The sequence below is a fragment of the Streptosporangium sp. NPDC001681 genome, assembly GCF_040298085.1.
GTDB lineage: Bacteria > Actinomycetota > Actinomycetes > Streptosporangiales > Streptosporangiaceae > Streptosporangium.
In genome coordinates this window covers 1-24633 of record NZ_JBEOZN010000140.1, presented here as the reverse complement: position 1 = coordinate 24633, position 24633 = coordinate 1, and the positions used below count along the sequence as shown (strand labels likewise).

The window sequence follows — 24633 nt, the reverse complement described above, 5'->3', positions numbered from 1 at the left end:
GAGGAGGGCATCGTCCCCGGCGGTGGCGTGGCTCTGCTGCAGGCCGGCGCCAAGGCGTTCGACAAGCTGGAGCTCTCCGGCGACGAGGCCACCGGCGCCGCCATCGTGCGCAAGGCCCTGGAGGAGCCGCTGAAGCAGATCGCCGTCAACGCCGGCCTCGAGGGCGGCGTCGTGGTCGAGCGGGTGCGCAACCTTCCTGCGGGTGAGGGTCTCAACGCCGCCACCGGCGAGTACGTCAACCTGTTCGAGGCAGGCATCATCGACCCGGCCAAGGTGACGCGCTCGGCTCTGCAGAACGCCGCCTCCATCGCGGCGCTGTTCCTCACCACCGAGGCCGTCATCGCCGAGAAGCCCGAGAAGGCCGGAGCCGCTCCCGCCATGCCCGGCGGCGGCGACATGGACTTCTAACCTGATCTTCAACCTGTGCGTCGCGGACACGGGTCGGCGGATTTCCTAGCCTTTGGGACCGGCTCGTCGATGTGCATCGGGGATGCGTGCCATGAACGCTCGGCATCGACAGCCCCACCAGGACCGGCCCGTCGTGGTCGAGAGCCGTCGCAGGCCGAGGTCATCGACCGGCACCGGATCGAATCCCTGTGGCAGTGTCACGACCTCCCGCCGCGCGACAGGACGCTGTTTCGGATGCTGCACGAGAGTGCGGCCTTCCCCAGCCCGCATCCCCTCGCATGTCCTACCCGCACAAAACCACACACGGAGGCCCCTGATGCGTGCCTACGGTGTCACCTACGACACCGGCTTCCCATCTACCGGAACCACCACCCACGAGCCCTTCGACCCGGACACGGTGCGCCGCGAAATGCAGATCATCCGCGACGAACTGCACTGCGACGCGGTCCGCATCACCGGAGGAGACCCGGACCGCCTTGAGACCGCCGCACACCACGCCGCCCGCGCGGGCCTGGAGGTCTGGTACTCGCCGTTCACCAACGGCCTCACCCAAGACGAGCTGATGACATTCATCGTCGACGGTGCCGAACGGGCCGAACGCCTGCGCCAGGCAGGGACTCGCGTCGTATTCCTCACCGGTTCCGAGATCAGCTTGCTCACCAGCGGATTTCTGCCCGGAGACAGCTTGGAGGAGCGGCTTGGCATGATGGCCGAGCCCGCGCGGCTGCGCGCCGCGCTCCCCGAAGTGCCCGCCCGCGTCAACGCCTTCCTCACCCGAGCCGTCGCCGCGGTGCGCGAACGGTTCGGCGGCCCGGTCAGCTACGCCTCCCTGCCCTTCGAAGGCGTGGACTGGGCTCCGTTCGACCTGATCGCCACCGACGCCGGATACCGTGACGCGGCCACCGCGCACGGTTTCCGTGAGAGTCTCCGCGCGCAGACCTCGCAGAGCAAGCCGTTCGCCGTCACCGAGTTCGGCTGCGCCACCCACCGCGGAGCCGCCGCTCTGGGCGGACGCGGCGACTCCATCGTCGAATGGGACGAACGCGCCCGCCCCGCCCGCCTGACCGCAGCCGTCATACGGGACGAAGAAGAACAAGCCGAATACGTGCGCGAGCTCCTCGACATCTACCACGAGGAGGGCACGGACACGGCATTCATCAACACGTTCGCCCGCCGGGACCTGCCGACGGCCTCCGAGCCCGAACGGGACTTCGACACCGCCAGCTTCGGCATCGTCAAGATCCTGGAGCACGGCCGCACAGGGACGACCTATCCGGGGCTGCCGTGGGAACCCAAGGCCGCCTTCCACGCCCTGGCCGAATACGGACGCGCCAGGACGGCCGGGACCGAAGAGAGGACGATGACGTGACGCTGCCAACCGCGAAGCTCGGAAGGACCGGATTGCAGGCGAGCCGCCTCGGCTACGGAGCGATGGAGATGCGCGGGTCACAGGCGTGGGGCAAACCGATAAGCGACGATCAGGCCCGCACGGTATTGAACACGGTCCTCGACTCGGGAGTGAACCTCATCGACACCTCGCCGGACTACGGCGACGCCGAGGAGCACATCGGCCGCTGGATCTCCCACCGGCGCGACGAGTTCATCCTCACCAGCAAGTGCGGCTGCCCACTCGCCGCGGACGGTGACCCGCGGACGGTTCCGCCGCACGTCTACACCAAGGCGAACGTCCGCGCGTGCGTCGAGCGGAGCCTGCGCCGGATGCGCACCGACCACCTTGACATCTTGATGGTGCACATGAGCCCGAGCGTCGCCGAGATGCAGGCCGAGGACACCATCGCCGAGATGCAGGCCCTTCAGGACCAAGGCGCGATCCGCTTCACCGGCATGTCGGGGAATCTGCCCAACCTTCCGGAGCACATCGCGATCGGGGCGTTCGACGTTTTCCTCCTCCCCTACTCGGCGCTCGACCGCTCCCACGAGGAACTCATCAGCGCCGCCGCGGCAGCCGGCGCGGGGACGATCGCGCACGGCTCAATCGCCCGCCCGCTCATGGCTCCGCCCGAGGCCATACCGGAGCCGATACGCCGGCCGCTCGCCGACCGCCACGCGCGACTCGCCGCCGCCAACCTGGACGATCTGGCGGACGGCGCCTCGATGATGGAACTCCTGCTCCGCTTCATCCTCACTCACCAGGATCTGCACTCGCTGATCGTCGGCTCGACCCAGGTAACGCACGTGCGGGCCAACGTCGCAGCTGCCCAGAAGGGCCCACTCCCGATGGACGTGTACGACGCACTGCGGGACCGCCTCAGCGCGAGGTAGGAGGGGTGCCGGTAAGAATCACGTTATGAGCCCCAAACCGCGTTGATCTTGTGGTCTTTGTTGAGCGCCACCTGAACTTCAGCGAGCGCGTCATCGGCCTTCAGTGAGTTCGGCGGCGCCCCGGGCGGCGTGGACCGAGCGCTGGTTGCACTCGGTTGCCTTCGGGTGCTGCCGACGCAGACGAAGGAGAAACGGTCCCGGCTTCCACCCGGACGCCGCCGCCCGGCGGCGGGTGATGGCCGCCAACGGTGCCCGCAACCAGAGCCGGGCAGACCGCCTACGAGCTCGGTCTTGCCTTCGGCATCGCCGCCACCGGCAGTGTGACGGTAGCCGTGTACCGCGACCACGTGCAGGCCGCCTCCCCGGCAGGCGCGCCCGCAGACGTGGTGAGGGAGGCGGCTGGCAATCTCGGCCGGCCATCGCCGAACGCCTCCCCGGCGAGTTCGGCGAGGCGATGGCTGCAACCGTGCGCAACGCTTTCGCCTCCGGACTGCACGCCGCCGCGATCATCAGCGGCGGGCCGGCTGCAGCGCTGCTTGTGCTCGCGCTTCTGCTCCTGCGGCGCGTCGCACCCACCGGCACCCGAGAAACCCCTGCCGCACAGGAAGTCCCGGCCGACGGTGCCCTCGCCGATGAGCTCGCGCAGGAAGTCATCGAAGGCACCGAACATGTGGAACTGCAGGCGCCCAGACGGCGAAGACCCAGCGCTACCCCGACACCCTCGAACAGGCCCGCGCCGAGTACACCGCCCCTATAACCTCGCTGACCCGCGGATCATCCCCTCAGCACCGACAACCAGGGCGGACAGTCCCTTCCCTCTCGGCACGCAACACCACATCACCGCAGTTCGGGGTCGGATTCGTTGGATTCTGCCCCGTTGCTACCGGGACCCCTGCCGGGACGCCGGCAATCCCTGCGTGGGCAGACCCACGCCGCCCGCAACGGAACTCCCCGGCTCGCGCTAGCACAGGTCAGTACCGCCGGGATCCCTATCACCGCCGGTTGACCGGCCCGGCGTCGAGAGGGCCGGAGTAAATCAAGCGATTGCTTGACATGCTTGCGATCGTGGACCTAGTGTTGCGGCGCCCGTACCGATTTCCGCGTGCCGTCGGACGCCGGCACTGACGCGTAGGAGAGAAGATGGATCTTGGGCTCTCAGGGCGGTGCGCCCTGGTAACAGGTGCGAGCGCCGGTATCGGCATGGCGACGTCGCGCATGTTGGCCGCTGAAGGAGCACAGGTCGTTCTGGTCGCGCGACGGCTTGACCTTCTTGAGGAACTCGCGGAGGAGATCGCGGCCGAGGGCCACCCGCGACCCCTCTGTCTGGCAGCCGACCTTACCGACCCGAGCGCGGCGGTACGGTTGAGGCGGCAAGTGGAGGAACGCCTTGGCCTACTCGACATCCTGATCAACAACGCCGGGCGCGCCGAACCTGCGGGCGCCGGCCTCGACGAGGCGCTGTGGCAGAGTCAGTTCGAACTCAACTTCCACTCCAAGCGGCGGTTGGCCCAGGAATTTCTGCCCCTTATGGCGGCAGGTGGCCGGGGGCGTGTCGTGAATCTCGTCGGCATCCTTGAGCCCGTCGCGGTGTCGGCGGCTCAGGCGGCGGTCGCGGCGTGCATTCTCTGGGCCAAGGGGTTCTCGCGTACGGTCGCATCGCAGAAGGTCACCGTGAACTGCGTGGCGCCGGGGCGAATCGACAGCGAGCAACTCCGCACCCACTTTCCCACGGAGGAGGCCCGAGAGGAGTTCGCCCGCAAACTGATCCCCGCCGGTCGGTTCGGGACTGCCGAGGAAGCGGCCGCGCTCATCGTGTTCCTCGCCTCGGGGCCGGCAGGTTACATCACTGGAGAGACCTTCACCGTCGACGGGGGCATGCACCGGTCCATCTAGACCTGTGCGGCTGGAGGACCTGGACCTGGCAGGGCGCCGGGCGCGGGTGAAGGCCAAGGGCACCCGTGCCACGTCACGCTGCCGAGCTTACGACCCGGCCCGTTGGTGCGGGAGTTGCTCGACGCCGGTGAGGACGGCTCAACTTTCGAGGGGATTCAGGCCCGCTGGGCGCTGAACCGAACTCTGCTGCCGGAGTCACTGAGATTCGGGCCATCGACTGTCCGCACGGGTCTGGTTTCCGGAAAATGGCGTGACGGCCTCCGGCACAATGCCGGAGGCCGTCACGGTGTCCGCTCGAAGCCGAGCGGTCTCAGATGAGGTTGGTCTTACTTAAAGCTGCGCAGGCGCAGGCTGTTGCCGACCACGAAGACCGAGGAGAACGCCATCGCGGCTCCGGCGATCATGGGGTTGAGCAGGCCGAGTGCGGCCAGCGGCAGGGCGGCCACGTTGTAGGCGAAGGCCCAGAACAGGTTGCCCTTGATGGTGGCCAGGGTGCGGCGGGACAGGCGGATGGCGTCGGCGGCCACCCGCAGGTCGCCGCGGACCAGGGTGAGGTCGGAGGCCTCGATGGCGGCGTCGGTGCCGGTGCCCATGGCCAGGCCCAGGTCGGCCTGAGCCAGTGCCGCGGCGTCGTTGACGCCATCGCCCACCATGGCCACCGACCTGCCCTCGGCCTGCAGGCGCTTGACGACGTCGACCTTGTCGGCGGGCAGCACCTCGGCGATCACCTCGTCGATGCCGACCTCGACGGCCACCGACCGGGCCACGGTCTCGTTGTCGCCGGTGAGCAGCACCGGCCTCAGTCCCAGCGCTCGGAGATCGCGGATGGCCTCGGCCGAGGTCGGCTTGACCGTGTCGGCCACCACCAGCACCGCGCGGGCCTTCCCATCCCAGCCGGCCGCGACCGCGGTACGGCCCGCCGCCTGAGCCGCCTGCAGTTTCCGTTCCAGTTCCACCGGCAGGGGCTGTGACCATTCGGCGAGCAGTGCGGGGCGGCCCACCAGCACGGCGTGCCCGTCGACGATGCCTTGGACGCCGAGGCCTTCGAGGTTGGCGAAGTCCTCGGCAACGGGCAACTCGCCCACGCGTTCGGCGGCGCCCCGGGCGACGGCCTGGGCGATGGGGTGCTCGGAGGCGTGCTCCAGGGCGCCGGCCAGGCGCAGCACCTCGGTGGCGTCCTCGCCGTCGGCGAGGTGGACGTCGGTGAGGGTCATCTTGCCTTCGGTGACGGTGCCGGTCTTGTCGAGCACGACGGTGTCGATCTTCCTGGTGGATTCCAGGACCTCGGGGCCCTTGATCAGGATGCCGAGCTGGGCTCCGCGACCGGTGCCGACCAGCAACGCGGTCGGGGTGGCCAGGCCCAGGGCGCAGGGGCAGGCGATGATCAGCACGGCGACCGCGGCGGTGAAGGCCGCACCGGCACCGTCGCCGGTGCCGAGCCAGTAGCCGAGCGTGCCGACGGCCAGCGCGATCACGATCGGGACGAAGATCCCAGAGATGCGGTCGGCCAGCCGCTGCACGGCAGCCTTGCCCGTCTGGGCATCCTCGACCAGTTTGGCCATCTGGGCGAGCTGGGTGTCTGCGCCGATGCGGGTGGCGCGGATGAGCAGGCGGCCACCGGCGTTGACGGTGGCGCCGGTCACCGTCTCGCCGGGACCCACCTCGACCGGCACCGACTCGCCGGTGAGCATGGAGGCGTCGATGGCGGAGGAGCCCTCCTCGATCACGCCGTCGGTGGCGATCTTCTCGCCGGGCCGGACCACGAACCGGTCCCCGACCTTGAGCTGGTCGGAGGGGATGCGGACCTCCTTGCCATCGCGTAGCACCGCGACGTCCTTGGCCCCCAGTTCCAGCAGGGCCCGCAGCGCGGCGCCGGCGCGGCGCTTGGAGCGGGCCTCGAAGTAGCGCCCCGCCAGGATGAACGCGGTCACGCCCGCGGCCGCCTCGAGGTAGATGTTGCCCGAGCCGTCGGTGCGCTCGATCGTGAACGCGAACGGGTGAGTCATACCCGGGGTACCCGCGCTGCCGAAGAACAGCGCCCACAACGACCAGCCGAGCGCGGCGATGGTGCCGAGCGAGACCAGGGTGTCCATGGTGGCGGCGCCGTGGCGCAGGTTGGTCCAGGCCGCCCGGTGGAAGGGCCAGCCCGCGTAGGCCACGACCGGTGCGGCCAGGACGAGCGACAGCCACTGCCAGTTGGTGAACTGCAGCGCCGGGATCATCGCCATCGCGATCACCGGCACGGCGAGCACCACCGCGGTGACCAGCCGCTGGCGCAGCGGCCGAAGTTCATCGGCCGGGTCGGTCTGTGATCCGTCCTGCTGTGTGCCGCTGTCCGGCTTCACAGGAAGTGCGGCGGTGTAGCCGCTCTTCTCGACTTCGGCGATGAGATCTTGCGGATCGACGCCTTCGCCGAAGGTGACCTTGGCCTTCTCGGTGGCGTAGTTGACGGTCGCGGTGACGCCGTCGAGCTTGTTGAGCTTGCGCTCGATCCGGTTGGCGCAGGACGCGCAGGTCATGCCACCGATCGAGAGTTCGACCGTGCCTTGCGGTCTGTCGTCGGTGAGGGGAGACATCACCTGCTCCTTTCGCTCGTCATGCCAGAGGTCAGTGGTTGTGATCGCCGTGGGAGGCGGACGCCGATGGGGTGGCCGTCGGCGTCGGGCTTGAGGTGGTGGCCGGCGTGGGGAGTTCACCGGCGCGGGCGGTGAAGGCGGCGGTGCGCACGGCTCCCTCGTGCTGGAAGTCCAGGAACAGCCGGTAGTCGCCCCGGCTGGGCACCTCGGCGTAAAAGGTGATCTCCGGGCCGGAGGGCGTTTTGCCGTCGCCCGGCTCTCCGTCGGGGTGCACGTGCAGGTAGGCCAGGTCTCCGGCGCGCAGGGCGACCAGGTGACCGTAGGCACCCAGGTAGGGCTGCAAATCGGTGACCGGGCGGCCGTCCTTGCTCACCTTCAAAGTGAGCTTGCTGGAGGCACCCGGGGTGAGTGCCCCGTCGAGCTCTACGATGTAGCCGTCGACCTTGGACGTACGGTTGGCCGCCGGCAGCGCCTTGGGCTTGTAGGCGCCGTCCGCGTGCAGGTCGGCACCAAGGGTCAGGCCGGTGCCACCCTCGGGGGCGAAGTCGGCGAACACCCGATAGGCGCCCGCTTCGGGCAGTGTCAGCTTCACCGACCACACGCCGTCGCCGGTCAGCTCGGGGTGCAAATGCTGGAAGCCGCTCAGATCGCGGGAGACCACAATGAAGTGCAGCTTCTTGTCATGCAGTGTCTGGTAACCGGTGACCGGGTGACCGTCGGGGCCGGTCACGGTGAACCGGAGGTCCGCCGGCTCGCCGGGCGTGACGGTCGTCGTCTCGAGGGTCAGGGTGTAGCCGTCCTGGGACACTTGAAGCCCTCCTGGGATGGATGCCGCGGTCGCTGCCTGGCTGGGAGTCGGCTGTGCGTGAGCTCCATGACCGTCGGCCGTCTGGTTCGGGGGTGGGGGCGTATGGGTCTGGTGGCCGTTGGCGGCGGGCGGCGTTCCGGTGGAGCCCACCGCGGTGCCGGCTCCAAGAGCTCCACCGAAGATCACAACGAGCCCCAGGGCGTAGGCGCCGAGCTTGACGGGTGTGTTCATGACGGAGCCACCACTTCGTATCCGGCCTCTTCGACAGCGGCCGTGATCATGGCCTCGTCGATGGGGCCGTCGCTGTCCACGGTGACCAGGCCGGTGGCCAGGTCCACGGTGACACCGGTGACGCCCGGGACCTCGGTGACTTCTTCGGTGACCGAGCTGACGCAGTGGTCGCAGGTCATGCCCTTGACGGTGTAGGTGCTGGTGGTGGCCATGCCGGCCCTCCTCTTCATGCGTGGATCCGTGTGCTGATCAGGATGGTTATGGGTGGGGTCAGGAGCGGACAAGGCGGGCGATGGCGTCGGAGGCTTCCTTGATCTTGGCTTCGGCCTCGGGCCCGCCCTTGGCGGTGGCTTCGGCCACGCAGTGCGCCAGGTGCTCTTCCAGCAGGGATAGGGCGAAGGACTGCAGGGCCCGGTTGGCCGCTGAGACCTGGGTGAGGATGTCGATGCAGTACTTGTCTTCCTCGACCATCCGCTGCAGCCCGCGGGCCTGACCTTCGATCCGGCGCAGCCGCCGCAGGTGATCCTGCTTGGTGTCGGCGTATCCATGCATTTGTCCCCCTATGTTCAGCTTTACATCTCTTCTAACACCATACCCCCCTATAGTATTCCGGGTGGTTGGTGAATTCGGATGCACCGTGGGGAGAGCGGAAGGGGGCGTGCCGGGGCACACCCCCGAACCGTGTCAGGCGCGCGCCGCTTCTCGCTGCGCGTCGGTGTCGGTGGGCGTCGGCTTGGCCTTGCGCATGAGCAGCAGGGTGAGCACGGCCCCTATGGCGGCCACGGCCCCGGCGCCGATGAAGGCGCCTTGGAATCCGTCGGTGAGCCTGGGCAGATTCCCCAGCTCAGCGGCGCCCTGGGAGGTGGCGATCGCGGTCATGACGGCCAGGCCCAGGGCCGAGCCGACCTGGTAGGTGGTGTTGACGATGCCGGAGGCCAGCCCGCTCTCCTGTGGCCGCACCCCGGACATGGCCGTCATCATCGCGGGGATGTAGGCCAGGGACATGCCGACTGCGGCGATCAGCGAGGCGGGCAGCACGTCGGAGATGAACGCCCCGTCCGGACGGACCAGGGACAGGCCCGCCACCCCGGCGGCCAGGACGAGCAGGCCACCGGCGATGAGCGGCTTGGCACCGAACCGGCCGAGCAGCCGGGCGGTGATGCCGATCATGAAGATCATGATGGCGATGGTCATCGGCAGTAGCGCCGCGCCGCTGGCGAAGGCGCCGTAGCCGAGAACCTGCTGCAGGTAGAGATTGAGGAAGTACCACATCGGGATCCAGGCGGCGCCGAGCAGCGCCATCGCCAGGTTCGCGGTGGCCAGGCCGGGGGTGCGCCAGATGCCCAGCGGCATGAGGGGCTCGCGGACGGTGCGCTGGATGACCAGGAACACGATCAGCAGTGCGACGGCTCCGGCCAACTCCAGCAGCGTCGCAGCCGAGCTCCAGCCCTGCTCGGGAGCGCGCACGATGGCGTAGACGGCCAGGGCGATGCCCGCGGTGACCGCGATGGCGCCCAGCACGTCGACCGAACCGCGCTTGCCCTGGACGGCAGGCAGTAGAGCCGGGACCGCGGCCAGGGTGGCCAGGCCGATCGGCACGTAAACGATGAAGACCCACGGCCAGCTCAGATACTCGGTGATGACGCCGCCGAGGAACACGCCGGCGGTGCCGCCGGCCGGGGCGGCGGCGCCGTACAGGGCCATGGCCTTGCCCAGCTCGCGCGGATTGTGTCCGAAGAGCATCATGAGCAGGGTCATCGAGGCCGGGGCGATGAGCGCGCCGCCGACCCCTTGGACGCCGCGGCCGAGAATCTCCACCCAGGCGTTACCCGCCGCCGCGGCGACGATGGAGCCGGCGATCAGGATGATCCAGCCGGTGGTGAAGACCTTGCGGGCGCCGAACAGGTCCGACAGCCGGCCGCCGAGCAGCAGCAGGCCGCCGAAGGCGATGACGTAGGCGTTGAAGACCCACTGCAGGCTGCCCTGGGAGAAGCCGAGGTCGCGCTGCATGTCGGGCAGGGCGACACCGATGATGGAGGTGTCCATGATGACCATGAACTGCGCGGCGGCGAGCACGATGAGTGCTTGCCACCTGCGTGGATTGACGGCGTTCATGCCGCACTCCTGATTCCGCACATCCCCGCCGGGTGGCAGGATGTGTCATAGGGGGTTGGGTGTGATTCGACTCGGACCGGCCCCGCAGGTGGGCGTGCACGCCAATGCACGCCCACCATCTGTCTGCTCAGGCGACGTTCCTCTAGGAGGCGCTGGCAGGCGAGGTCTCGACCAGGGCGTAACCTGCCTGCTCCACCGCCGCGCGGATCTCCTCGTCAGAGAAGCCGGCTCCGCTGACGGTGACCGCGCCGCTGGCCAGGTCGACCTGGACGCCGGTGACGCCGCCGACCTTGCCTATCTCAGCGGAGACTGAGGAGACGCAGTGTCCGCAGGTCATCCCGCTGACCTGGTAGGCGGTTCCGCCGCCGGTCTCCACCTGCGCGGAGGTGGAGATCGCGGTGCCGCACGCACATGCCGTGCACATGAGGTTCTCCTCTCGCTTGTACCCCGGTGGGGTACCTCGATGTGTGACCTTAACATACCCCCTAGGGGTTTAATTCCGATAGAGGAATCCGATTTCACGGATGAGGTGGATTGCGGCGAACCGCCCCCAGATGGTCCGGACGTGCACAGCGCTGTGATCACCAAGTCTGCGGAGGGGGTGCTCAACGGCCCAGACATTGCCGGGAGCGGGGCACCCGGGCTGTCCGCCAGGCGCAGGGACTGGGACTCATGAGGTACCTGCCGCAGTGCGCCGTCCCCCTCGGCCGGCGGGCACGCGACTGCTGCCGGTGAAAGCCTCCGGTAAGGCCTTCGATGCCGCGTTCCTGTAGATGACGGCCGCCCGCCATCGGGGCACGGCCGCGATGGCCGAAACCAAGAAGACCGCCGGCTCCTACGTCCCTGCCAAGGACCTGTGCGGGGCTGAGATCATCGCCGCCTCACAGGGCGAGGAGATCGACCAGATGAACGCCCCGCTCGGCACTGGGCAACCCCCCTGTCCTGGCCCGGTGCCAGGCCGCGTCGTTCGTGCGTCCCCGGTGTCCCGGCAGTGCTCCCTCTTGGCAATTTATACCCCCTAGGGGTATATTTCCGGCGTGGGCGTCATCAGGCGGGCCCACGATCGAAAGGGATATGACAGGCCATGGACCACTCGACCCACGACCACAGCACGCACAGCCCGACCGGAAACGGCCACGCCGGACACGCGGGAGCGCACGGCGGCTCCTCCTGGCGCACCGCCGCCCAGGCGACACTGCACTGCCTGACCGGCTGCGCCATCGGCGAGGTCCTCGGAATGATCATCGGGACCGCGGTGGGACTGCACGCGGGCGCCACCGTCGCGCTGTCTATCACGCTCGCCTTCGTCTTCGGCTACGCCCTCACCATGCGCGGCGTCCTGAAGGCGGGCCTGGACATGCGCCAGGCGCTGAAGGTCGCCCTGGCCGCCGACACCGTCTCCATCGCGGTCATGGAGATCATCGACAACACCGTGATGCTCACCGTGCCTGGCGCCATGGACGCCGGTCTGGCCAGCGTCCTGTTCTGGGCCGCCCTGGCCTTCTCCCTGGCGCTGGCCTTCGTGCTGACCGTGCCGGTCAACCGCTGGCTGATCGCCAAGGGCCGTGGGCATGCAGTCGTCCACGCCTACCACCGCTGACGTATCAGGTCCGCGGCGTGACCTTATCCTGGCCGCGTTCGCCGAGTCCGGCGGTGGCGGCGGTGGCGGCCAGGACGAGGGAGAGGTGAGGCGGCCGGGATCGATGAGGGCGCGGGCGTGGGGGAGGGGCGGCAGGAACCCTTCGAGGGTGTCGGGATGGGGGACGTCGGAGCTGCGGGTGCCGATGATGGCGCCCGCAGCTCCACTACCGCGGTCGGCGACTCGCCCTCGCTCGTCCGCGGCGGCCGGTGGTCAGGAAACCAGCGTGATCTCGGGATAGCGCTGGTCCGGCACGTCGAACAGGTGTGTGGCCTGCCCCTTGAGATGCAGGTCGAAGAAGGCGGTGATGTAGGCACGCTGCGCCGCCACCGACCGTGCCGGATCGATCGTGCCGACGAGATCCTTGACCTGGGGCAGCATGACCTGCAGGTCGGTGAACGATCCATGCGCCGCGCCGGCCAGTCTCAGCTCGCGCTTCCACCCGCTGGAGGCGTTCCAGAAGGACTTCCAGGTACGGTCGCCTGCCCGGGTGTGCGCCTGGGCGGCGAACTGCAGGAACGGCCTGCCCACCCCTGTCCCTGCTATGGGGCCCACATAGGAGCCGTCGAGGTTGACGCCCGCGTCGATGCGAGGGTCGTCGTGGGCGAGCTGGGCGGCCACGGATCCGCCGATGGACTGGCCGAGCATCCCGATCTTCGAGAGGTCCATGACACCGCGCAGTCCGGCGATCTTGTCGAGGCGGTCGAGTACGAACCTCATATCCGCCAGGCGGATCTTGGCATGCTTTCTGAGCAGCTTCGCGATGACGTTCGGCGTCAGCTTCGACGGCAGCGGGACGGCCCGCTCGACCCTCCCCCCGGGGAACTCGACCTGATCGGCCTCGTAGGTGTGATCCACGGTGACCACCAGGTAGCCACGGCTGGCCAGCTCCTCTACGAGCACCGTGCCGAGGGTCCGCGGTCCACCGTCCCCCGGCGCGAACAGTACCACCGGCAGCGACCCGGCCCTCCGGTCGACCGGCGCCCCTTCCCGGGCGTGGGTCGTCGTGGCAGCCCAGTCCATGCTGCCCTGTTTGATTCCCATCGCGGGTGCCGAATGCCGGTCCCAGTCGGCCGCCGCCATCTGTGACATGTGCGGTGCCAAAGGACGATCGGAGGGGCCGGCCGGATACCAGAGGCTCACCATCAGCTCCCGATACGGCCGCGCCTTCACCAGCGGATCCCGCCGCGACGAGTCCACCAGCCGCAACGCACGAGTGCCGATCGAATACCGCCCCGTGGGGGCAGGCAACGTCAACCTGGTGGCAGGGGCGGAGGAAACGGCGAGCCTGGTGGCTGCCTCGGCGATCGTCGCGCCGCTGCCGGAGAAGGCGTTGGCGGGGTGGGCTGTCAACGGGATGGCGGCGGTGGTCGCGAGGGCGAGTGAGGCGATGGCCACGCGGCGGCGCGTGAATGCGGTGGTCGGCATGTGGTCGGCTCCGTTCTCGATGCGTAATCGCGGTTCAGGAGCCTTCCAGCGGTCTTCCGGCCCGCACGAGCGGCAGGGAGCTGATCCGGCCATACGACTTCGGGCTGACCCTCCTCCCGCAGGAGGAGAGAATTCGGGCCGGTAGGTCGCTTAGTGTGGCGGTATGAACGGCCGGCCCTGGATGCTCGACGCCCTGCTGGCCGCCGCGATCTTCCTCGTCACCCTCGGCCCCGGCCAGGTTCTGCGGGGCGGTCTTGAGGTTGTGCTCCTCCAGGCCGGCCTTGTGCTGCCCCTGGTGTGGCGGCGGCGCGCCCCGCTGACGGTGTTCGCGTTGATCGCGGCGGTGGCAGGCCTTCAGTGGCTGGCCGGTGTGCAACTGCCCGCCGACGTGGCGCTGCTGGTGGCCCTGTACAGCGTCGGCACGCACGCGACGTGGCGGCGCACGCTCGCGGCCGCGGCGGTGGTCGAGGCCGGGGCGGTGCTGGCCTCGGCACGGTGGGCGCCAGAGGGGCGGTTCCTCCTGTCGGTGGTGGCGTTGACGGCGATGACTGCCGCCGCGGCCGTCACCGGCACGAGCATGCGGACCAGGCGTGCCTACCTCGCCGCGCTGGAACGCGACCGCGACCAGCGGGCCCGGCTCGCGGTCGCCGAGGACCGGGCTCGGATGGCACGCGACATGCACGACATCGTCACCCATAACCTCTCCGTCATGATCGCTCTCGCTGACAGCGCCCACTACGTCCGCGCCAGCGCCCCGGACAAGGCGGCCGCCGCCATCGGCCAGATAGCGGAAACCGGCCGCCAGGCCTTGGCCGACATGCGCCGTAGCCTCGCCCTGCACGCCAATGACCACGAGCCGGACGCTGCCGATGGGACGGGATCGCGGGCGGCCGACGACCTGCGGCGGCACCCAACGCCCGGTCTCGCCCAGCTCCCGGCCCTGGTCGACCGGCTGCGAGCCGCCGGGCTCGCAACCAGCCTCCAGGTGTACGGCGACGCCGCCCAGATCCCGGCCGCCGCCCAGCTCACCGTCTACCGCCTGGTCCAGGAAGCCCTGACCAACGCGCTCAAACACACCTCGCCCGGAACCCGTGCCGAGGTCCGGGTCGAGGTCTCGCCCGAGGCCGTCACCCTGGAGGTCACCAACAACGGCACCACCCCGGCAACCATCGGCGGCGGGCACGGCATCAAAGGCATGCGCGACCGGGTGGCCGCCTACGGCGGGACCTTCTGGGCAGGTCCGTTCCCGGCAGGAGGCTGGCAGGTATCGGCCCGGCTGGATCTCACCGCACCCCACCAGGGGATGCTCCAGGAAGGCTCGCGAGGCGGGAGTGCGGCGTGACGATTCGAATCCTGCTCGCCGATGACGAGTCGTTGCTGCGCATGGCCTTCACGATGGTTCTCGAGATCCAGCCCGACATGTCGGTGGTAGGTGAGGCCGCCGACGGCGCCCAGGCCGAACGCCTGGCACGTCAGCTCCACCCCGACGTCGTCCTCATGGACGTTCGGATGCCGGGCACCGACGGCATCGAGGCCACCCGCCGGATTGTCCGTGACTGCCCGCAGACCCGAGTGCTCATTCTGACCACCTTCGACCTGGACGAATACGCCTTCGCGGGCCTCAAGGCAGGCGCGTCCGGCTTCCTGCTGAAGAACTCCCGCCCGGACGATCTGCTGGCCGCCATCCGCAGCATCGCCGGCGGCGACGCGGTGGTGTCCCCGAGGATCACCCGCCGCCTGCTGGAGAACTTCGCCCCGCAACTGCTCAACGGCGGCGGTCCCGGTCAGGACGAACGACTCGCCCGCCTGACCACCCGCGAACGCCAGGTGCTCATCCAGGTAGGCCGCGGCCTGTCCAACGCGGAGATCGCTGCGGCCCTGCACCTGGCCGAAGCAACCGTGAAGACCCACTTGGGCAGAATCCTGGACAAACTCCAGCTACGCGACCGGGTGCAGGCCGTGGTTTTCGCCTACGAGTCCCGCCTCATCCAGCCGGGTTGACCAGCCTGTACGGGTCCCGCTCCGATGGCTGGGGGCGATGAACGACAGCAGTTCGTCGGAGACGTCGCGGCCCTGGGCGCGGAGCTCGCCGATCGCCTTGCCGTAGTGCTCGGTGGTCCAGGTGATCACGGCGTTGGTGAGCGGGGTGAGGCGCCACGGCATCCATCACCCCCGGGTCCAGGGCGCGCATGATGACGGGTGACCTCCACCTGGTCGTCGCTGCCGGGTCGCACCCAGCATCAAAACCGGGTCACCCCGACGACCGGTGGATGGTCCCGCTCCCGGGGGCGTCACACGACGGCGACGGCGTCGATCTCGACGAGGAACCCGGGGCCCAGGCCGGCGACGACGTGGACCGTGATGGCCGGGGGTGGGTCGGCAGGGTTCCACGCCTGCTGGAAGGCGGCAAAACCCTCGTTCAACGCGTGGCCGTCCACCACGGCGATGGACCAGTGCACGATGTTCGCCAGGCTCGCCCCCTCGCTCTCCAGGATGGTCGCGAGGTTGCGCAGCGCCTGGCTGCTCTGCTCCTCGACCGTGGGACCGACGACCTTACCGTCGGCGTCGACGCCGTTCTGCCCGCCGACGTAGATCGTCTTCGTCGGCTGTTCGACCACGACGGCCTGGCTGAACGCCGGGCTGCGATGAAGCCCCTCGGGGTTGATATGCCGTACACCCATGCGTTGCCTCCCTTGACGATGAAACCAGTAAAAGAGGTTTCGTTTCGACACCAGTTATAGTGGTTTCATGCGAGTGAGTACAACCGGACGGACGCTGCACGACCCCAAGGGAGGGTCGTTCTGGTTCGACGCCGGCGCCGTCTGCCTGGACTTCGCCCACACGGGCGGCGAGGGCCGGTACGCGGTGTTCGAGACCCTCCACGAGCCCGCCGACCTAGGTGAATGGCTGGCCCAGCCGCCGCTGGCCGCGGTCATGACGGTCCCCGTGACGGCTCGCGAGCTGACCGCGGCCAAGGCCCTCCGCCAGGCGATCTGGGACGCGGCGCACGCCCGGGCGGCGCGTCGCCCCCTCCCCACCGGGGCGGTCGCGGCCATCAACCGGGCCGCGGCCGCGGCGCCGCTGGTCCCCGAGCTCGCCGCCGGCGGCACGACCGCGGGGTGGGCGTCGCCGGTGCGGGCAACGCAAGCGCTGTCGACGCTGGCGCGGGAGATGATCGAGCTGCTGTCCGGGCCGCTCTCCGGGCGCATCCGCGAGTGCGCGAGCGACGACTGCCCGCTGGTGTTCGTCGACTCGTCCCGCCCCGGCGCTCGGCGCTGGTGTGCGATGGAGCGCTGCGGCAACCGCCACAAGCTCCGGGCTCTCCGCGCCCGGCGGGCCATGAACCCGTGACGCAGCCTCAAGCTGTTGTCCCAGCCCGTACGTGCCCGTTCCCACTGACTTCCCATGGGGCCGATCGATGGCCTCGTGGCGGCGGGCCGGAGGTGCCCGGCGAACGCCTACGCCCGTTTCGGACCTTGAGTTCTCAGTTCAGGCCGTGCGGCGCTGGGCGTCCGGACCGCCGCGAGCAAGGTGCGGTCTGCGACGTTGCGGGAGAATGGGGTGTGTGAGCCGTAGTTCGGCGGTCCGTTCCTGCGGCGGCTCGCTGCCTGCGGGGTCGCGCAGGACCTGGCCGGCCGGCCCCGCTCAGTCCTGCGGTTTGCGCCAGGTGATGCTGTAGCGCAACAGCAGGTGACGGCGGTACCGGGAGCCGGGCAGGATCTCGGCGGCCAGCGCTCGCATCTGCGGGTAGGTCACCGGCGGCGGCCACACCATGGGGGACGGATGCTCCCAGTGGCCCTTCGTGGCGCGGTGGAAGGTACCGACGGCGACGCCGGCCAGGTCGCGCGGCAGGTCGTTGGGCATGGTGCTGCGGGCGAGGCCGACGATGGCCAGGACGCCGCCGGGGCGCAGCAGGTCGCGCATGCGGGCCAATCCGGTGGCGGCGTCCATGTGGTGCAAGGTGGCCACGGATGCGACGACGTCGAACGAGGCGGGCTCGAAGGGATGGGTGAGGAGGTCGCCGAGGATGTAGTCGACGTCGTCCGGGTGCTCGCGGGCCTGGTCGATGCTGGGCGCGTCGAGGTCGATGCCGGTGACGTGCGGCACGGCCCGCCGCAGTTCACGGGCGAGCATGCCCTCGCCGCAGCCGACGTCGAGGGCGCGCTGGGCGCCATCGGGGACCGCGCGGAGGATGCGGGGGTGGTAATGGATGTTGTGGTTCCATCGCCTGCCGTCACTACCTGGACGTCCTCGGGTCATGACGGCCGCCCGCCGAACTGCCAGTTGTGCACCTCGATGTCGGCGTACCGGTCCGGGGTCAGGATGGCGCGTGCCGTGTCCGGGTCCGGCGCCCGGACCAGCGCCGCCGTGCCCAGCCAGGTGGCGCCGTCGTCGGACGACAACGGCCCGTAGGCGATCAGCGCGTCCCGGTCGGGCGGTACGGCGAGGTCGGCGGCCTGCCCCGTGCCGAGGCCGAGCACCAGGTACCGGTTGCCACCGGTCCGGCCGCCGGGGAAGTCCCACATGGTGCGCCCCAGCGTGTTGCGCCACCGTCGCAGCAGCACGTCCCGGTACACGCCGGCCTGGTAGTTCGGCTCGTCGAAGGCGAACGCGCGGGCGGCGACGGGATCGGGCAGGTCGACGATGTGCACGCTGCCGGTGGGGGTGTCGCCGGCGAGGGTCGGGCCCCGGGCGATCATCTCCTTCGCATACCGGTCCATATAGGACCAATGCTCTTCCAGTAGCTCGTCGCGCAGCGCTACGGAGCCGGGCCGGTCGCGGTGGTAGCAGAAGAACTCCATGCCCATAGTCTTCACCTGCCAACAGATCACTTCGCACAAGTCGTCCCGGAAACACAACGGCCCGCAGGTTCCTCAACCCCGATCTCCGACGGCGCGCTGCGGGAGAACATCACCCGTGCCACCAACATGGTCGAGTCCCGCGACGCCTTCGCCAAGTGGATCGGGTTCGGGACATCGCCGATCACTACGCGATGCGCGGAGAGACGATGATCAGCGTGGCTGCGGCTGCTCGGATGTGGTCGTGCGGTAGCCGGGTTCTTCGTGCCGCCGATGCTCATGGGCGTGGAACGCGACCCAGCACGTCAGCAGGGCCACCGCGAACGCGGGCAGCCAGGCCGGCCGGGCGAACATCCAGGCTGGACTGTCCGGGACGGTGTGCAGGCCGGGCAGGGCTCGGCCGGCGAGCAGGCCGAGGGCGGTGACCGCGATCATGGCGGTCTGGTGCCAGAGGAAGATTGTCATCGCCGACAGGTTCGCCAGCGCCACGAATGCCCAGGCGGCGGGCCGCGACAGTGTCCGGCGCAGCGGGCCGGGCAGCAGTAGCGCCGCCCCGCACCGGGCGAGGCCGAAGGCGACGGCCGCGAGGGTGGGGGGAGACTGGTTTGAGATCCGGGCGCCCGGCACCCCCACCATGGAGGCCGGGTAACCGGCCCACAGGACGAGCGCGGCGGTAGCGGCGGTGCCGCCGCGCAGCAACGCCCACCCGGTCGTACGACCGTGCAGGCGGTCGCGGGCCCAGGCAGCGCCCAGGCAGTACGGCACCAGCCAGCCCGCCGCCACGTTGACCCAGCCGATCCAGGCGGGTCCCCCCGCGCCGAATCGGACCAGGTCGACGAGTGCGACTCTCACACATGATCAACACGGCTACGAAGCCGCACACGCCACCAGTCGATCATGATCGTCAAAGGGTCCCTTCTCGGACAGCTCCGATGCGGGGAGGAAGGTGTCAGGACTCACCGTTGCGTTCCTGCCCGGCCCCCGGCTCCTGGCCGGGTGGGGGCAGTTGCTTCCAACCCTGCTCGACCGAGGCGCGACATCCGTCGGGCTGATCTCCTGCGCCGACGAACAGCGCGGTCAGCATGGGGGCGCCGTGGTCAAGCGTCCGGCGGGGCAGAGGGCCGTTGGCGACCAGGGAGACCAGCCCATGGCCGATGGCCCAGCTCTGGATCGCCAGTTCCAGCGGGTCGGTGTCGGCGCGGAAGCGGTCGGCGTCCCTGGCCCGTCGGGCGGCTTGGACCAGATACTCCAAGGTTGCGTCCGCGGCCTTGAGGTCTTCGAGGTCGAAGTTCGCGTCGAACATGACCCGGTACAGGTCGGGGTGCTCCAGGGCGTTGCCGAGGTAGGCGGCGACCAGGGCGGTCAGGTCCCGAACCGGATCCTCGGACGTGGTCACCGTCGAGAACTTGGCCGCCAGGCGGGTGAAGCCTTCCTGCCGCAGCGCCTTCCACATGCCGTCCATGCCGCCGAAGTAGGTGTAGACGGCCATCGTCGATACGCAGGTCCCGGCCACCAGTGAGCGCAGGGTGATGGGCTCGCGGGTGCGGAGCATGTGTGCGGCCCGCTCGATGAGCAGAGTGCGGACCGCTGGGTCCTTCGTCCTCGCCATGGCACCAGAATACATAGCATTGCACTGCTATAGTTTCGGGATCCCGAGCCCACGGGCTCTCACGACAAGGAGTCAACATGGCCATCACCCTGGTGAACCCCGAAGGACTGCCGAAGGTCGACATCTACCGGCAGGTGTCGGTCGCCACCGGATCGAAGCTGGTGTTCATCGCCGGCCAGGTCGCCCGCGATGCCGATGGGGGCAGAGTCGGCGAAGGAGACCTCGCCGCTCAGGTCGAGCAGTGCTACCTCAACATCGCCACCGCCCTGGCCGAGGTCGGCGGCTCCTTCGACGACGTGGCGAAACTGACCGTCTACCTCGTCGACTGGACCCCCGACAAGATGCCCCTGTTTGTGGAGGGAGTCACCCGGGCCTCCGCGAAGCTGGGCGTCACCCCGCTCCCGCCGCTCACCGGGGTGGGCGTCGCCGCACTGGCCGAGCCCGACCTCCTGGTCGAGGTCGAGGCCACCGCGGTCATCAACTGAATAAGAAACAAGTTCGGGGTTCCCGAGCGCCTATGCAGGTCATCTCGTCCCAGGGCCAGGGCGTTCCCTGTGTAGAGCACGTCGCTGTGGCGCTCGAGGAGATCTCGGGATCGGTGAAGCCGCGGAGATACGTGCCGCTCCTGTTCTCTCTCATTTGCGGCTGGTGAGACGTTTCTTGACGACACCCCACCTACGCGGGTTTCGCGTCGGCAGGGTCGCGGGGTGCCGAGGTGGCGAGCGAGAGCACAGCACTGAGTGCGGCGGCACCGTCGAGGAGGGCTTTGGAGCGAGCCGCGATGCCGGCGTCTCTGGCAGCCAGCGCGGAGGCGACATCCTCCAACCGGCGGGCGCGCCGTAGCTCCGGCATGAGGGCCCGAAGGGGGGCGATACGGTAACCGGCCCTGCGCAGTTGGTGAACGATCCGCGCATCCTGTACTTGGTTGGGGGTGTAGCGTCGCGTTCCTCGCGCGGGGTCGCGGTCAGGGACGACAAGATCCTCGGCATCCCAGTGCCGCAACGTCGAAGGGCGCACGCCGAGGGCGGCGGCGAGTTCGGAGACACCCATCGAGTCCGATGCGCGTACGTCTTCGATCGGCTCGCTGGAGATCGCCCGGGCGGCCTCCTTGGCCTGCCTCAGTTCCGTGCGCTCCGCGTCGAGCCGGGCGTGCGCCGCGTCGAGAAGGGCAAGCACCTGCGAGGTGGGGAGCTGGTGGACGGCCCGAACGATCTTCTTGGCCTCGGTCGGGCCCGCGCCTGCCGCGAGGGCTCGGTAGGCCAACGCGGACTGTAGATGTATCTCTCCGTAGATCCGGTAGCCCGTAGCCGTGCGCGTCGCCGGCGGCAGCACACCGTCACGTTCGAGATTGCGCACCTGTTGAACGGAGCACCCGGCGCGCCGCGCGACATCGACGGTACGCATGTCCCGTGATTTGAGACCTGACACCCTGAAGTCCCTTACCCTCAGCCCCAAAGTCTCCATAAGCACTTTAATGTAACGCTAGAGCACATGACCATAGACGAGATCATCAGTTTCATCGACGGCCTCGACGGCGTCTTGACCCTCAGGCCGGCACCTGGCGACGGCTCGCCGGAGATCAGCTGGGGCGACACGTTCTTCTACTACGCACCTGATGGTGTCACCCCGACAACGACCCAGCCCTTCGCGACGGTCGTGACCAAGAACTACCCCGGTGACGAGGCGTCGCGCCTGGACCGGCCGGACACCTTCCGGGTGAACATCTCCGCGGGGAAGGAAGCGTTCATCCGGTGGACCGGTCACGCGCCACGCGAATCAGCCGCCACCGAGGTCGACCCCAGCGCGGCCGACACCGTGATCGCGCACCCCGTCTACGGCGCCGTCGGCTGGCTGGCAGTGGTGAACCCGGGCCCGCGTGCTGAGGCGGCAACCCGTGAGCTGCTGTGTACGGCCCATCACCTCGCACGCTCGCGCTATGAGCGACGCGCTGAATCCACGGCGCGCTGACGTGAGGTGGCCCTGGAGATCGTGGAGTTTGAGGTGGCGTTCCCCACCCGAGGTCTGCCTGCTGGTAGGTCTCCGACGGCTCGTCCAAGATCACCGTTGGGGGCCGCCGTGAGCAGGGAGTGGCCGATCAACGCCGGGGGCGGTTCCTCGATGTCGCCGGAACAGCGCGGTGATCTTCAAATGACCATGGTTTCTTGAAGATCTTCAGCGGTCCTCATCACGGCCCCTCCCCGGCTCGTTGGCGATCACCGGTGCGGCGCGACGACCGCCTGTGGGGCGTCAACCGTCGCAGGAAGGGCGCCGCGAACACGCCGGCCGCGCTGAGATCGATTGGTCCCTGGTGCCGGTTGGGGCCTCAACGCCGCGCGTGGCGGATCTTCAACCGTCCTAACCCCATGGTCCCAGAGATCCGGATCCTCGGCCCGCCGGGGCGGGAGCGCCGCCGGGTCTTGTAGAGCGGGCCCTTCCACCCGGTGCGCAGCCCCTCGACGTCGACGATCGCGTCGCGAGGCACCGTGATCCTGGCCCTGCCGATGCCGAGTTGCACCTTGATGTCGACTACCGGATGCTCGATGACCGCCCGGGACAGGTCCAGATGCACCCTTCCGAATGCGGACTCGACCTTGAGGATCCGAGGTACCCGCCATGCGCCGCGCCGCCGGATCCGTCCGCTCACGGCGGCAATCGTAGACGTGGTGCCCGCGTTCTCCTCCGGGAGCGAGGCCAGAGCCGACACGAGCTCGCTGTGCGTCTCGGCGGTGAGCGCCTGGTGGAGGCGTTCGTCCATCTCCTGATGTGAGATGTGCCCTTCGGCGTACGCCTCCTGTATGCGCTGCACGGCCGTGTCGCGATCGTCTTCGCTGATCAGCGGCGGCCGGCGGTCCGACCCGCCGGCCCGGGCCCTCACCGTCCCCAGCGACTGTAGGTACGGACCGACAGCGGGACGAACACCACCAGCAGCGCGGCCGACCAGAGCAGGACGGTAGCCACCGGATGAGCGAGCGGCCAGGCCACGTCTCCGGACGGGGCGCCCGGATTGCCGAACAGCTCCCGGGAGGCGGCGGTGAGCGCGCTCACCGGGTTCCAGTCGGCCAGGAAGCGCAGCCAGCCCGGCATGCCGCCGGTCGGGACGAACGCGTTCGACAGCATCGTGAACGGCAGGAACAGTGGCACCATCGCGTCGGCGACCTGGTCGTTCTTCACCGCCAGGCCCACATAGACGCCCACCCAGCTCAGCGCGTACCGCAGCACGATCATCAGCAGGAACGCCTGGGCCGTGGGGATCAGGCCGCGGTGCGGCTGCCAGCCCACCAGCAGGCCCGCGCCCACCATGATGGCCAGCATCAGCAGGCCGGTCAGCAGGTCGGCGCCGGTCTGCCCGAACGGCACCGCCAAGCGCGCCATCGGCATGGAGCGGAACCGGTCCATCACACCGCGGGAGGCGTCGGTGGCCATCCGCGTCATGACCCCCATCACCGCGGAGAAGGTCACCATCGCGAACAGGCCGGGCATGAGGTACTCGCGGTAGTCGCCGCCGTCCGGCACCTGGATCGCGCTGCCGAAGACGTACCCGAACAGCACCACCATGACGGCCGGGAAGATCAGCGCCGCGACGAGTTCGCCGGGATCGTGCCGCAGCCGTCCCAGCTCGCGGCCGACCAGGGTCAGCCCGTCGGTGAACGTCCACCGCAGGCGGCGGCCCAGCGGCGGGGCGAGGTCGGTCATCAGACCAGCTCCTTCCGGTCGGTGAGGCGCAGGAACACCTCGTCCAGGGTGGGGCGGCGCAGCCGCACGTCGGCCGCGGCGACCCCGGCGCGGTCGAGCTCGCGCACGATGTCGGCGAGCCGGAAGCCGCCGCCCGGCAGGGCGACGCTGAGCCGGTCGGCGCCGGTCATCGTGGGATCGGTCCCGGCCAGGGCTTTCAGCACGGTCGCCGCCGGACGCAGGGCGGCGGGGTCTTCGAGGACGACGTCGAGGCGGTCGCCGATCGTGGCCTTCAGCTCGTCGGGTGTGCCCGTGGCGATCACCTGTCCGTGGTCGACGACGGCGATGTCGTCGGCCAGCTGGTCGGCCTCGTCCAGGTACTGCGTGGTGAGCAGCACCGTGGTGCCGTCCGCCACCAGCTCGCGGACGTTGTCCCAGATCTCGCCGCGGCTGCGCGGGTCCAGACCGGTGGTCGGCTCGTCCAGGAAGAGCACCTCGGGGCGCAGGATGAGGCTGGTGATCAGGTCGAGGCGGCGCCGCATGCCGCCGGAGTAGCCGGTGACCTGCCGATCGGCGGCGTCCATCAGACCGAAGCGCTCCAGCAGCTCGTCGGTCCGCCGGTGCGCCTCGCGCCGGGACAGGTGGGAGAGGCGCCCGAACATGCGCAGGTTGCCGCGGCCGGTGAGCTTCTCGTCCACGGCGGCGTACTGGCCCGCGAGCCCGATCCTGGCGCGCACCTTGCCGGCCTCGCGGACGACGTCGTATCCGGCGATGCGGGCGTGCCCGGCATCGGGATCGGACAAGGTCGCCAGGATGCGCACCGCGGTCGTCTTCCCCGCGCCGTTGGGCCCCAGCACGCCGCAGACCGTTCCTCTCGGAACGCTCAGGTCCAGCCCCCGCAGCGCATGGGTGTCGCCGAAGGACTTGTGCAGCCCCTCGGCGAAGACGACCGGATCCGCCATGATCCCTCCACTGGGTACGTTGTACGCGGTCATGGCGGCCAGGCTAAGTTACTGGGTACTATGTACGCAAGTAGGGGGTGGAACGGTGACCGACGCCGAGTACGTGAACATCTGGATGCGGCCCGAACGCCCGGCCCGCGGGCCGAAGCCCACCTACAGCCGCGCGCAGATCACCGAGGCGGCGATCCGGATCGCCGACGCCGAGGGGCT

The 24633-nt window shown here is 69.4% G+C and carries 28 protein-coding genes; 10 read left to right on the top strand and 18 right to left on the bottom strand.

Annotated features, from left to right (window positions below):
- The 3 genes from ABT130_RS39875 to ABT130_RS39865 form a co-directional block, all read left to right on the top strand.
- Positions 1-408 (top strand): TCP-1/cpn60 chaperonin family protein (locus tag ABT130_RS39875; RefSeq protein WP_350964592.1); only part of this gene is annotated, 408 nt, incomplete at its 5' end.
- Positions 409-724: 316 nt separating this feature from the next.
- Positions 725-1777 carry a glycoside hydrolase family 113 protein gene (locus ABT130_RS39870; protein WP_350964590.1) on the top strand — a complete coding sequence of 351 codons (1053 nt, stop codon included), beginning with the start codon at positions 725-727 and terminating at the stop codon, positions 1775-1777.
- The gene (locus ABT130_RS39865; protein ID WP_350964588.1) at positions 1774-2691 is read left to right on the top strand and encodes an aldo/keto reductase; all 918 of its coding nucleotides are present in this window, start codon (positions 1774-1776) and stop codon (positions 2689-2691) included. Before ABT130_RS39870 ends, ABT130_RS39865 begins: the two co-directional genes overlap by 4 nt.
- A gap of 277 nt (positions 2692-2968) precedes the next feature.
- Here ABT130_RS39865 and ABT130_RS39860 read toward each other — a convergent pair whose 3' ends face one another.
- A complete protein-coding gene (locus tag ABT130_RS39860) occupies positions 2969-3361 on the bottom strand; it encodes a hypothetical protein (RefSeq protein ID WP_350964586.1) in 393 nt (130 codons plus the stop codon).
- Positions 3362-3831: 470 nt separating this feature from the next.
- Between ABT130_RS39860 and ABT130_RS39855 the strand changes: the two genes are divergently transcribed.
- Complete coding sequence (locus tag ABT130_RS39855) at positions 3832-4584, top strand: SDR family NAD(P)-dependent oxidoreductase (RefSeq protein WP_350964583.1); 753 nt, start codon at positions 3832-3834, stop codon at positions 4582-4584.
- Positions 4585-4910: 326 nt separating this feature from the next.
- Here the strand turns inward: ABT130_RS39855 and ABT130_RS39850 are convergent, their stop codons facing one another.
- From ABT130_RS39850 to ABT130_RS39825, 6 genes are all read right to left on the bottom strand, one after another.
- Positions 4911-7160, bottom strand: coding sequence for a heavy metal translocating P-type ATPase (locus tag ABT130_RS39850; RefSeq protein ID WP_350964580.1), 2250 nt, complete (start codon positions 7158-7160; stop codon positions 4911-4913).
- Positions 7161-7191: 31 nt separating this feature from the next.
- Complete coding sequence (locus tag ABT130_RS39845) at positions 7192-8199, bottom strand: DUF8832 domain-containing protein (protein ID WP_350964577.1); 1008 nt, start codon at positions 8197-8199, stop codon at positions 7192-7194.
- The gene (locus tag ABT130_RS39840) at positions 8196-8411 is read right to left on the bottom strand and encodes a heavy-metal-associated domain-containing protein (protein WP_350964574.1); all 216 of its coding nucleotides are present in this window, start codon (positions 8409-8411) and stop codon (positions 8196-8198) included. The genes ABT130_RS39845 and ABT130_RS39840 overlap by 4 nt, the downstream gene beginning before the upstream one ends.
- 58 nt (positions 8412-8469) lie before the next feature.
- Complete coding sequence (locus tag ABT130_RS39835; RefSeq protein ID WP_350926965.1) at positions 8470-8751, bottom strand: metal-sensitive transcriptional regulator; 282 nt, start codon at positions 8749-8751, stop codon at positions 8470-8472.
- 132 nt (positions 8752-8883) lie between these two features.
- Positions 8884-10314, bottom strand: coding sequence for an MFS transporter (locus ABT130_RS39830; RefSeq protein ID WP_350964571.1), 1431 nt, complete (start codon positions 10312-10314; stop codon positions 8884-8886).
- A 142-nt stretch (positions 10315-10456) separates the two neighbouring features.
- On the bottom strand, positions 10457-10738 hold the full coding sequence (locus ABT130_RS39825; protein WP_350964569.1) for a heavy-metal-associated domain-containing protein: 282 nt from the start codon (positions 10736-10738) through the stop codon (positions 10457-10459).
- A gap of 660 nt (positions 10739-11398) precedes the next feature.
- Here ABT130_RS39825 and ABT130_RS39820 point away from each other — a divergent pair.
- The gene (locus ABT130_RS39820) at positions 11399-11914 is read left to right on the top strand and encodes a DUF4396 domain-containing protein (protein ID WP_350964566.1); all 516 of its coding nucleotides are present in this window, start codon (positions 11399-11401) and stop codon (positions 11912-11914) included.
- A gap of 252 nt (positions 11915-12166) precedes the next feature.
- On the opposite strand, the gene ABT130_RS39815 is transcribed toward ABT130_RS39820, so the two are convergent.
- Entirely contained in the window at positions 12167-13381 is a 1215-nt protein-coding gene (locus ABT130_RS39815) for an alpha/beta hydrolase family protein (RefSeq protein ID WP_350964563.1), read from the bottom strand.
- A gap of 163 nt (positions 13382-13544) precedes the next feature.
- Here ABT130_RS39815 and ABT130_RS39810 point away from each other — a divergent pair, with 163 nt between their 5' ends.
- Both ABT130_RS39810 and ABT130_RS39805 read left to right on the top strand, forming a co-directional pair.
- Positions 13545-14723, top strand: a complete 1179-nt coding sequence (locus ABT130_RS39810) for a sensor histidine kinase (protein ID WP_350926977.1) — start codon at positions 13545-13547, stop codon at positions 14721-14723.
- Entirely contained in the window at positions 14720-15382 is a 663-nt protein-coding gene (locus ABT130_RS39805; RefSeq protein WP_350926979.1) for a response regulator, read from the top strand. The genes ABT130_RS39810 and ABT130_RS39805 overlap by 4 nt, the downstream gene beginning before the upstream one ends.
- Here ABT130_RS39805 and ABT130_RS39800 read toward each other — a convergent pair.
- Positions 15320-15544, bottom strand: a complete 225-nt coding sequence (locus ABT130_RS39800; RefSeq protein ID WP_350964561.1) for a hypothetical protein — start codon at positions 15542-15544, stop codon at positions 15320-15322. The two genes, ABT130_RS39805 and ABT130_RS39800, sit on opposite strands and share 63 nt — an antisense overlap.
- A gap of 128 nt (positions 15545-15672) precedes the next feature.
- Positions 15673-16062: a RidA family protein gene (locus ABT130_RS39795; protein WP_350964558.1), complete on the bottom strand. Its 390-nt coding sequence runs from the start codon at positions 16060-16062 to the stop codon at positions 15673-15675.
- 67 nt (positions 16063-16129) lie between these two features.
- Here ABT130_RS39795 and ABT130_RS39790 point away from each other — a divergent pair, with 67 nt between their 5' ends.
- Positions 16130-16732 carry a CGNR zinc finger domain-containing protein gene (locus tag ABT130_RS39790; protein ID WP_350926985.1) on the top strand — a complete coding sequence of 201 codons (603 nt, stop codon included), beginning with the start codon at positions 16130-16132 and terminating at the stop codon, positions 16730-16732.
- Between the two features lie 294 nt (positions 16733-17026).
- Here the strand turns inward: ABT130_RS39790 and ABT130_RS39785 are convergent, their stop codons facing one another.
- The 4 genes from ABT130_RS39785 to ABT130_RS39770 form a co-directional block, all read right to left on the bottom strand.
- A complete protein-coding gene (locus tag ABT130_RS39785; RefSeq protein WP_350964556.1) occupies positions 17027-17641 on the bottom strand; it encodes a class I SAM-dependent methyltransferase in 615 nt (204 codons plus the stop codon).
- Entirely contained in the window at positions 17638-18189 is a 552-nt protein-coding gene (locus ABT130_RS39780; RefSeq protein ID WP_350964553.1) for a YciI family protein, read from the bottom strand. Before ABT130_RS39780 ends, ABT130_RS39785 begins: the two co-directional genes overlap by 4 nt.
- Positions 18190-18393: 204 nt before the next feature.
- On the bottom strand, positions 18394-19032 hold the full coding sequence (locus tag ABT130_RS39775; RefSeq protein WP_350964550.1) for an acyltransferase family protein: 639 nt from the start codon (positions 19030-19032) through the stop codon (positions 18394-18396).
- Positions 19033-19129: 97 nt separating this feature from the next.
- A complete protein-coding gene (locus ABT130_RS39770) occupies positions 19130-19789 on the bottom strand; it encodes a TetR/AcrR family transcriptional regulator (RefSeq protein WP_350927001.1) in 660 nt (219 codons plus the stop codon).
- Positions 19790-19866: 77 nt separating this feature from the next.
- On the opposite strand from ABT130_RS39770, the gene ABT130_RS39765 reads away from it, so the two are divergent.
- Complete coding sequence (locus ABT130_RS39765) at positions 19867-20274, top strand: RidA family protein (protein ID WP_350964547.1); 408 nt, start codon at positions 19867-19869, stop codon at positions 20272-20274.
- 190 nt (positions 20275-20464) lie between these two features.
- On the opposite strand, the gene ABT130_RS39760 is transcribed toward ABT130_RS39765, so the two are convergent.
- Positions 20465-21193, bottom strand: coding sequence for a MerR family transcriptional regulator (locus ABT130_RS39760; RefSeq protein WP_350927005.1), 729 nt, complete (start codon positions 21191-21193; stop codon positions 20465-20467).
- 87 nt (positions 21194-21280) lie between these two features.
- Here ABT130_RS39760 and ABT130_RS39755 point away from each other — a divergent pair, with 87 nt between their 5' ends.
- Positions 21281-21757 (top strand): DUF6194 family protein, encoded by a 477-nt coding sequence (locus tag ABT130_RS39755; protein WP_350964545.1) that lies wholly within the window; start codon positions 21281-21283, stop codon positions 21755-21757.
- 355 nt (positions 21758-22112) lie between these two features.
- On the opposite strand, the gene ABT130_RS39750 is transcribed toward ABT130_RS39755, so the two are convergent.
- Genes ABT130_RS39750 through ABT130_RS39740 form a run of 3 tightly spaced genes read right to left on the bottom strand, consistent with a single transcriptional unit; the run spans position 22113 to position 24423 of the window.
- Positions 22113-22664, bottom strand: coding sequence for a DUF1707 SHOCT-like domain-containing protein (locus ABT130_RS39750; RefSeq protein ID WP_350964542.1), 552 nt, complete (start codon positions 22662-22664; stop codon positions 22113-22115).
- Complete coding sequence (locus ABT130_RS39745; protein WP_350964540.1) at positions 22661-23482, bottom strand: ABC transporter permease; 822 nt, start codon at positions 23480-23482, stop codon at positions 22661-22663. Before ABT130_RS39745 ends, ABT130_RS39750 begins: the two co-directional genes overlap by 4 nt.
- Positions 23482-24423, bottom strand: coding sequence for an ATP-binding cassette domain-containing protein (locus ABT130_RS39740; protein ID WP_350964595.1), 942 nt, complete (start codon positions 24421-24423; stop codon positions 23482-23484). The genes ABT130_RS39745 and ABT130_RS39740 overlap by 1 nt, the downstream gene beginning before the upstream one ends.
- Positions 24424-24633: the final 210 nt, after the last annotated feature.

What these genes read in the sequence shown, in the direction of transcription:
- ABT130_RS39770 (WP_350927001.1), bottom strand. Translation starts at nt 19,789, where the DNA reads ATGGCGAGGACGAAGGACCCAGCGGTCCGCACTCTGCTCATCGAGCGG.
- ABT130_RS39810 (WP_350926977.1), top strand. Translation starts at nt 13,545, where the DNA reads ATGAACGGCCGGCCCTGGATGCTCGACGCCCTGCTGGCCGCCGCGATC.
- ABT130_RS39780 (WP_350964553.1), bottom strand. Translation starts at nt 18,189, where the DNA reads ATGGGCATGGAGTTCTTCTGCTACCACCGCGACCGGCCCGGCTCCGTA.
- ABT130_RS39850 (WP_350964580.1), bottom strand. Translation starts at nt 7,160, where the DNA reads ATGTCTCCCCTCACCGACGACAGACCGCAAGGCACGGTCGAACTCTCG.
- ABT130_RS39845 (WP_350964577.1), bottom strand. Translation starts at nt 8,199, where the DNA reads ATGAACACACCCGTCAAGCTCGGCGCCTACGCCCTGGGGCTCGTTGTG.
- ABT130_RS39825 (WP_350964569.1), bottom strand. Translation starts at nt 10,738, where the DNA reads ATGTGCACGGCATGTGCGTGCGGCACCGCGATCTCCACCTCCGCGCAG.
- ABT130_RS39755 (WP_350964545.1), top strand. Translation starts at nt 21,281, where the DNA reads ATGACCATAGACGAGATCATCAGTTTCATCGACGGCCTCGACGGCGTC.
- ABT130_RS39870 (WP_350964590.1), top strand. Translation starts at nt 725, where the DNA reads ATGCGTGCCTACGGTGTCACCTACGACACCGGCTTCCCATCTACCGGA.
- ABT130_RS39765 (WP_350964547.1), top strand. Translation starts at nt 19,867, where the DNA reads ATGGCCATCACCCTGGTGAACCCCGAAGGACTGCCGAAGGTCGACATC.
- ABT130_RS39795 (WP_350964558.1), bottom strand. Translation starts at nt 16,062, where the DNA reads ATGGGTGTACGGCATATCAACCCCGAGGGGCTTCATCGCAGCCCGGCG.
- ABT130_RS39740 (WP_350964595.1), bottom strand. Translation starts at nt 24,423, where the DNA reads ATGGCGGATCCGGTCGTCTTCGCCGAGGGGCTGCACAAGTCCTTCGGC.
- ABT130_RS39760 (WP_350927005.1), bottom strand. Translation starts at nt 21,193, where the DNA reads ATGCGTACCGTCGATGTCGCGCGGCGCGCCGGGTGCTCCGTTCAACAG.
- ABT130_RS39855 (WP_350964583.1), top strand. Translation starts at nt 3,832, where the DNA reads ATGGATCTTGGGCTCTCAGGGCGGTGCGCCCTGGTAACAGGTGCGAGC.
- ABT130_RS39860 (WP_350964586.1), bottom strand. Translation starts at nt 3,361, where the DNA reads ATGTTCGGTGCCTTCGATGACTTCCTGCGCGAGCTCATCGGCGAGGGC.
- ABT130_RS39790 (WP_350926985.1), top strand. Translation starts at nt 16,130, where the DNA reads ATGCGAGTGAGTACAACCGGACGGACGCTGCACGACCCCAAGGGAGGG.
- ABT130_RS39835 (WP_350926965.1), bottom strand. Translation starts at nt 8,751, where the DNA reads ATGCATGGATACGCCGACACCAAGCAGGATCACCTGCGGCGGCTGCGC.
- ABT130_RS39745 (WP_350964540.1), bottom strand. Translation starts at nt 23,482, where the DNA reads ATGACCGACCTCGCCCCGCCGCTGGGCCGCCGCCTGCGGTGGACGTTC.
- ABT130_RS39820 (WP_350964566.1), top strand. Translation starts at nt 11,399, where the DNA reads ATGGACCACTCGACCCACGACCACAGCACGCACAGCCCGACCGGAAAC.
- ABT130_RS39815 (WP_350964563.1), bottom strand. Translation starts at nt 13,381, where the DNA reads ATGCCGACCACCGCATTCACGCGCCGCCGCGTGGCCATCGCCTCACTC.
- ABT130_RS39830 (WP_350964571.1), bottom strand. Translation starts at nt 10,314, where the DNA reads ATGAACGCCGTCAATCCACGCAGGTGGCAAGCACTCATCGTGCTCGCC.
- ABT130_RS39800 (WP_350964561.1), bottom strand. Translation starts at nt 15,544, where the DNA reads ATGCCGTGGCGCCTCACCCCGCTCACCAACGCCGTGATCACCTGGACC.
- ABT130_RS39840 (WP_350964574.1), bottom strand. Translation starts at nt 8,411, where the DNA reads ATGGCCACCACCAGCACCTACACCGTCAAGGGCATGACCTGCGACCAC.
- ABT130_RS39785 (WP_350964556.1), bottom strand. Translation starts at nt 17,641, where the DNA reads ATGACCCGAGGACGTCCAGGTAGTGACGGCAGGCGATGGAACCACAAC.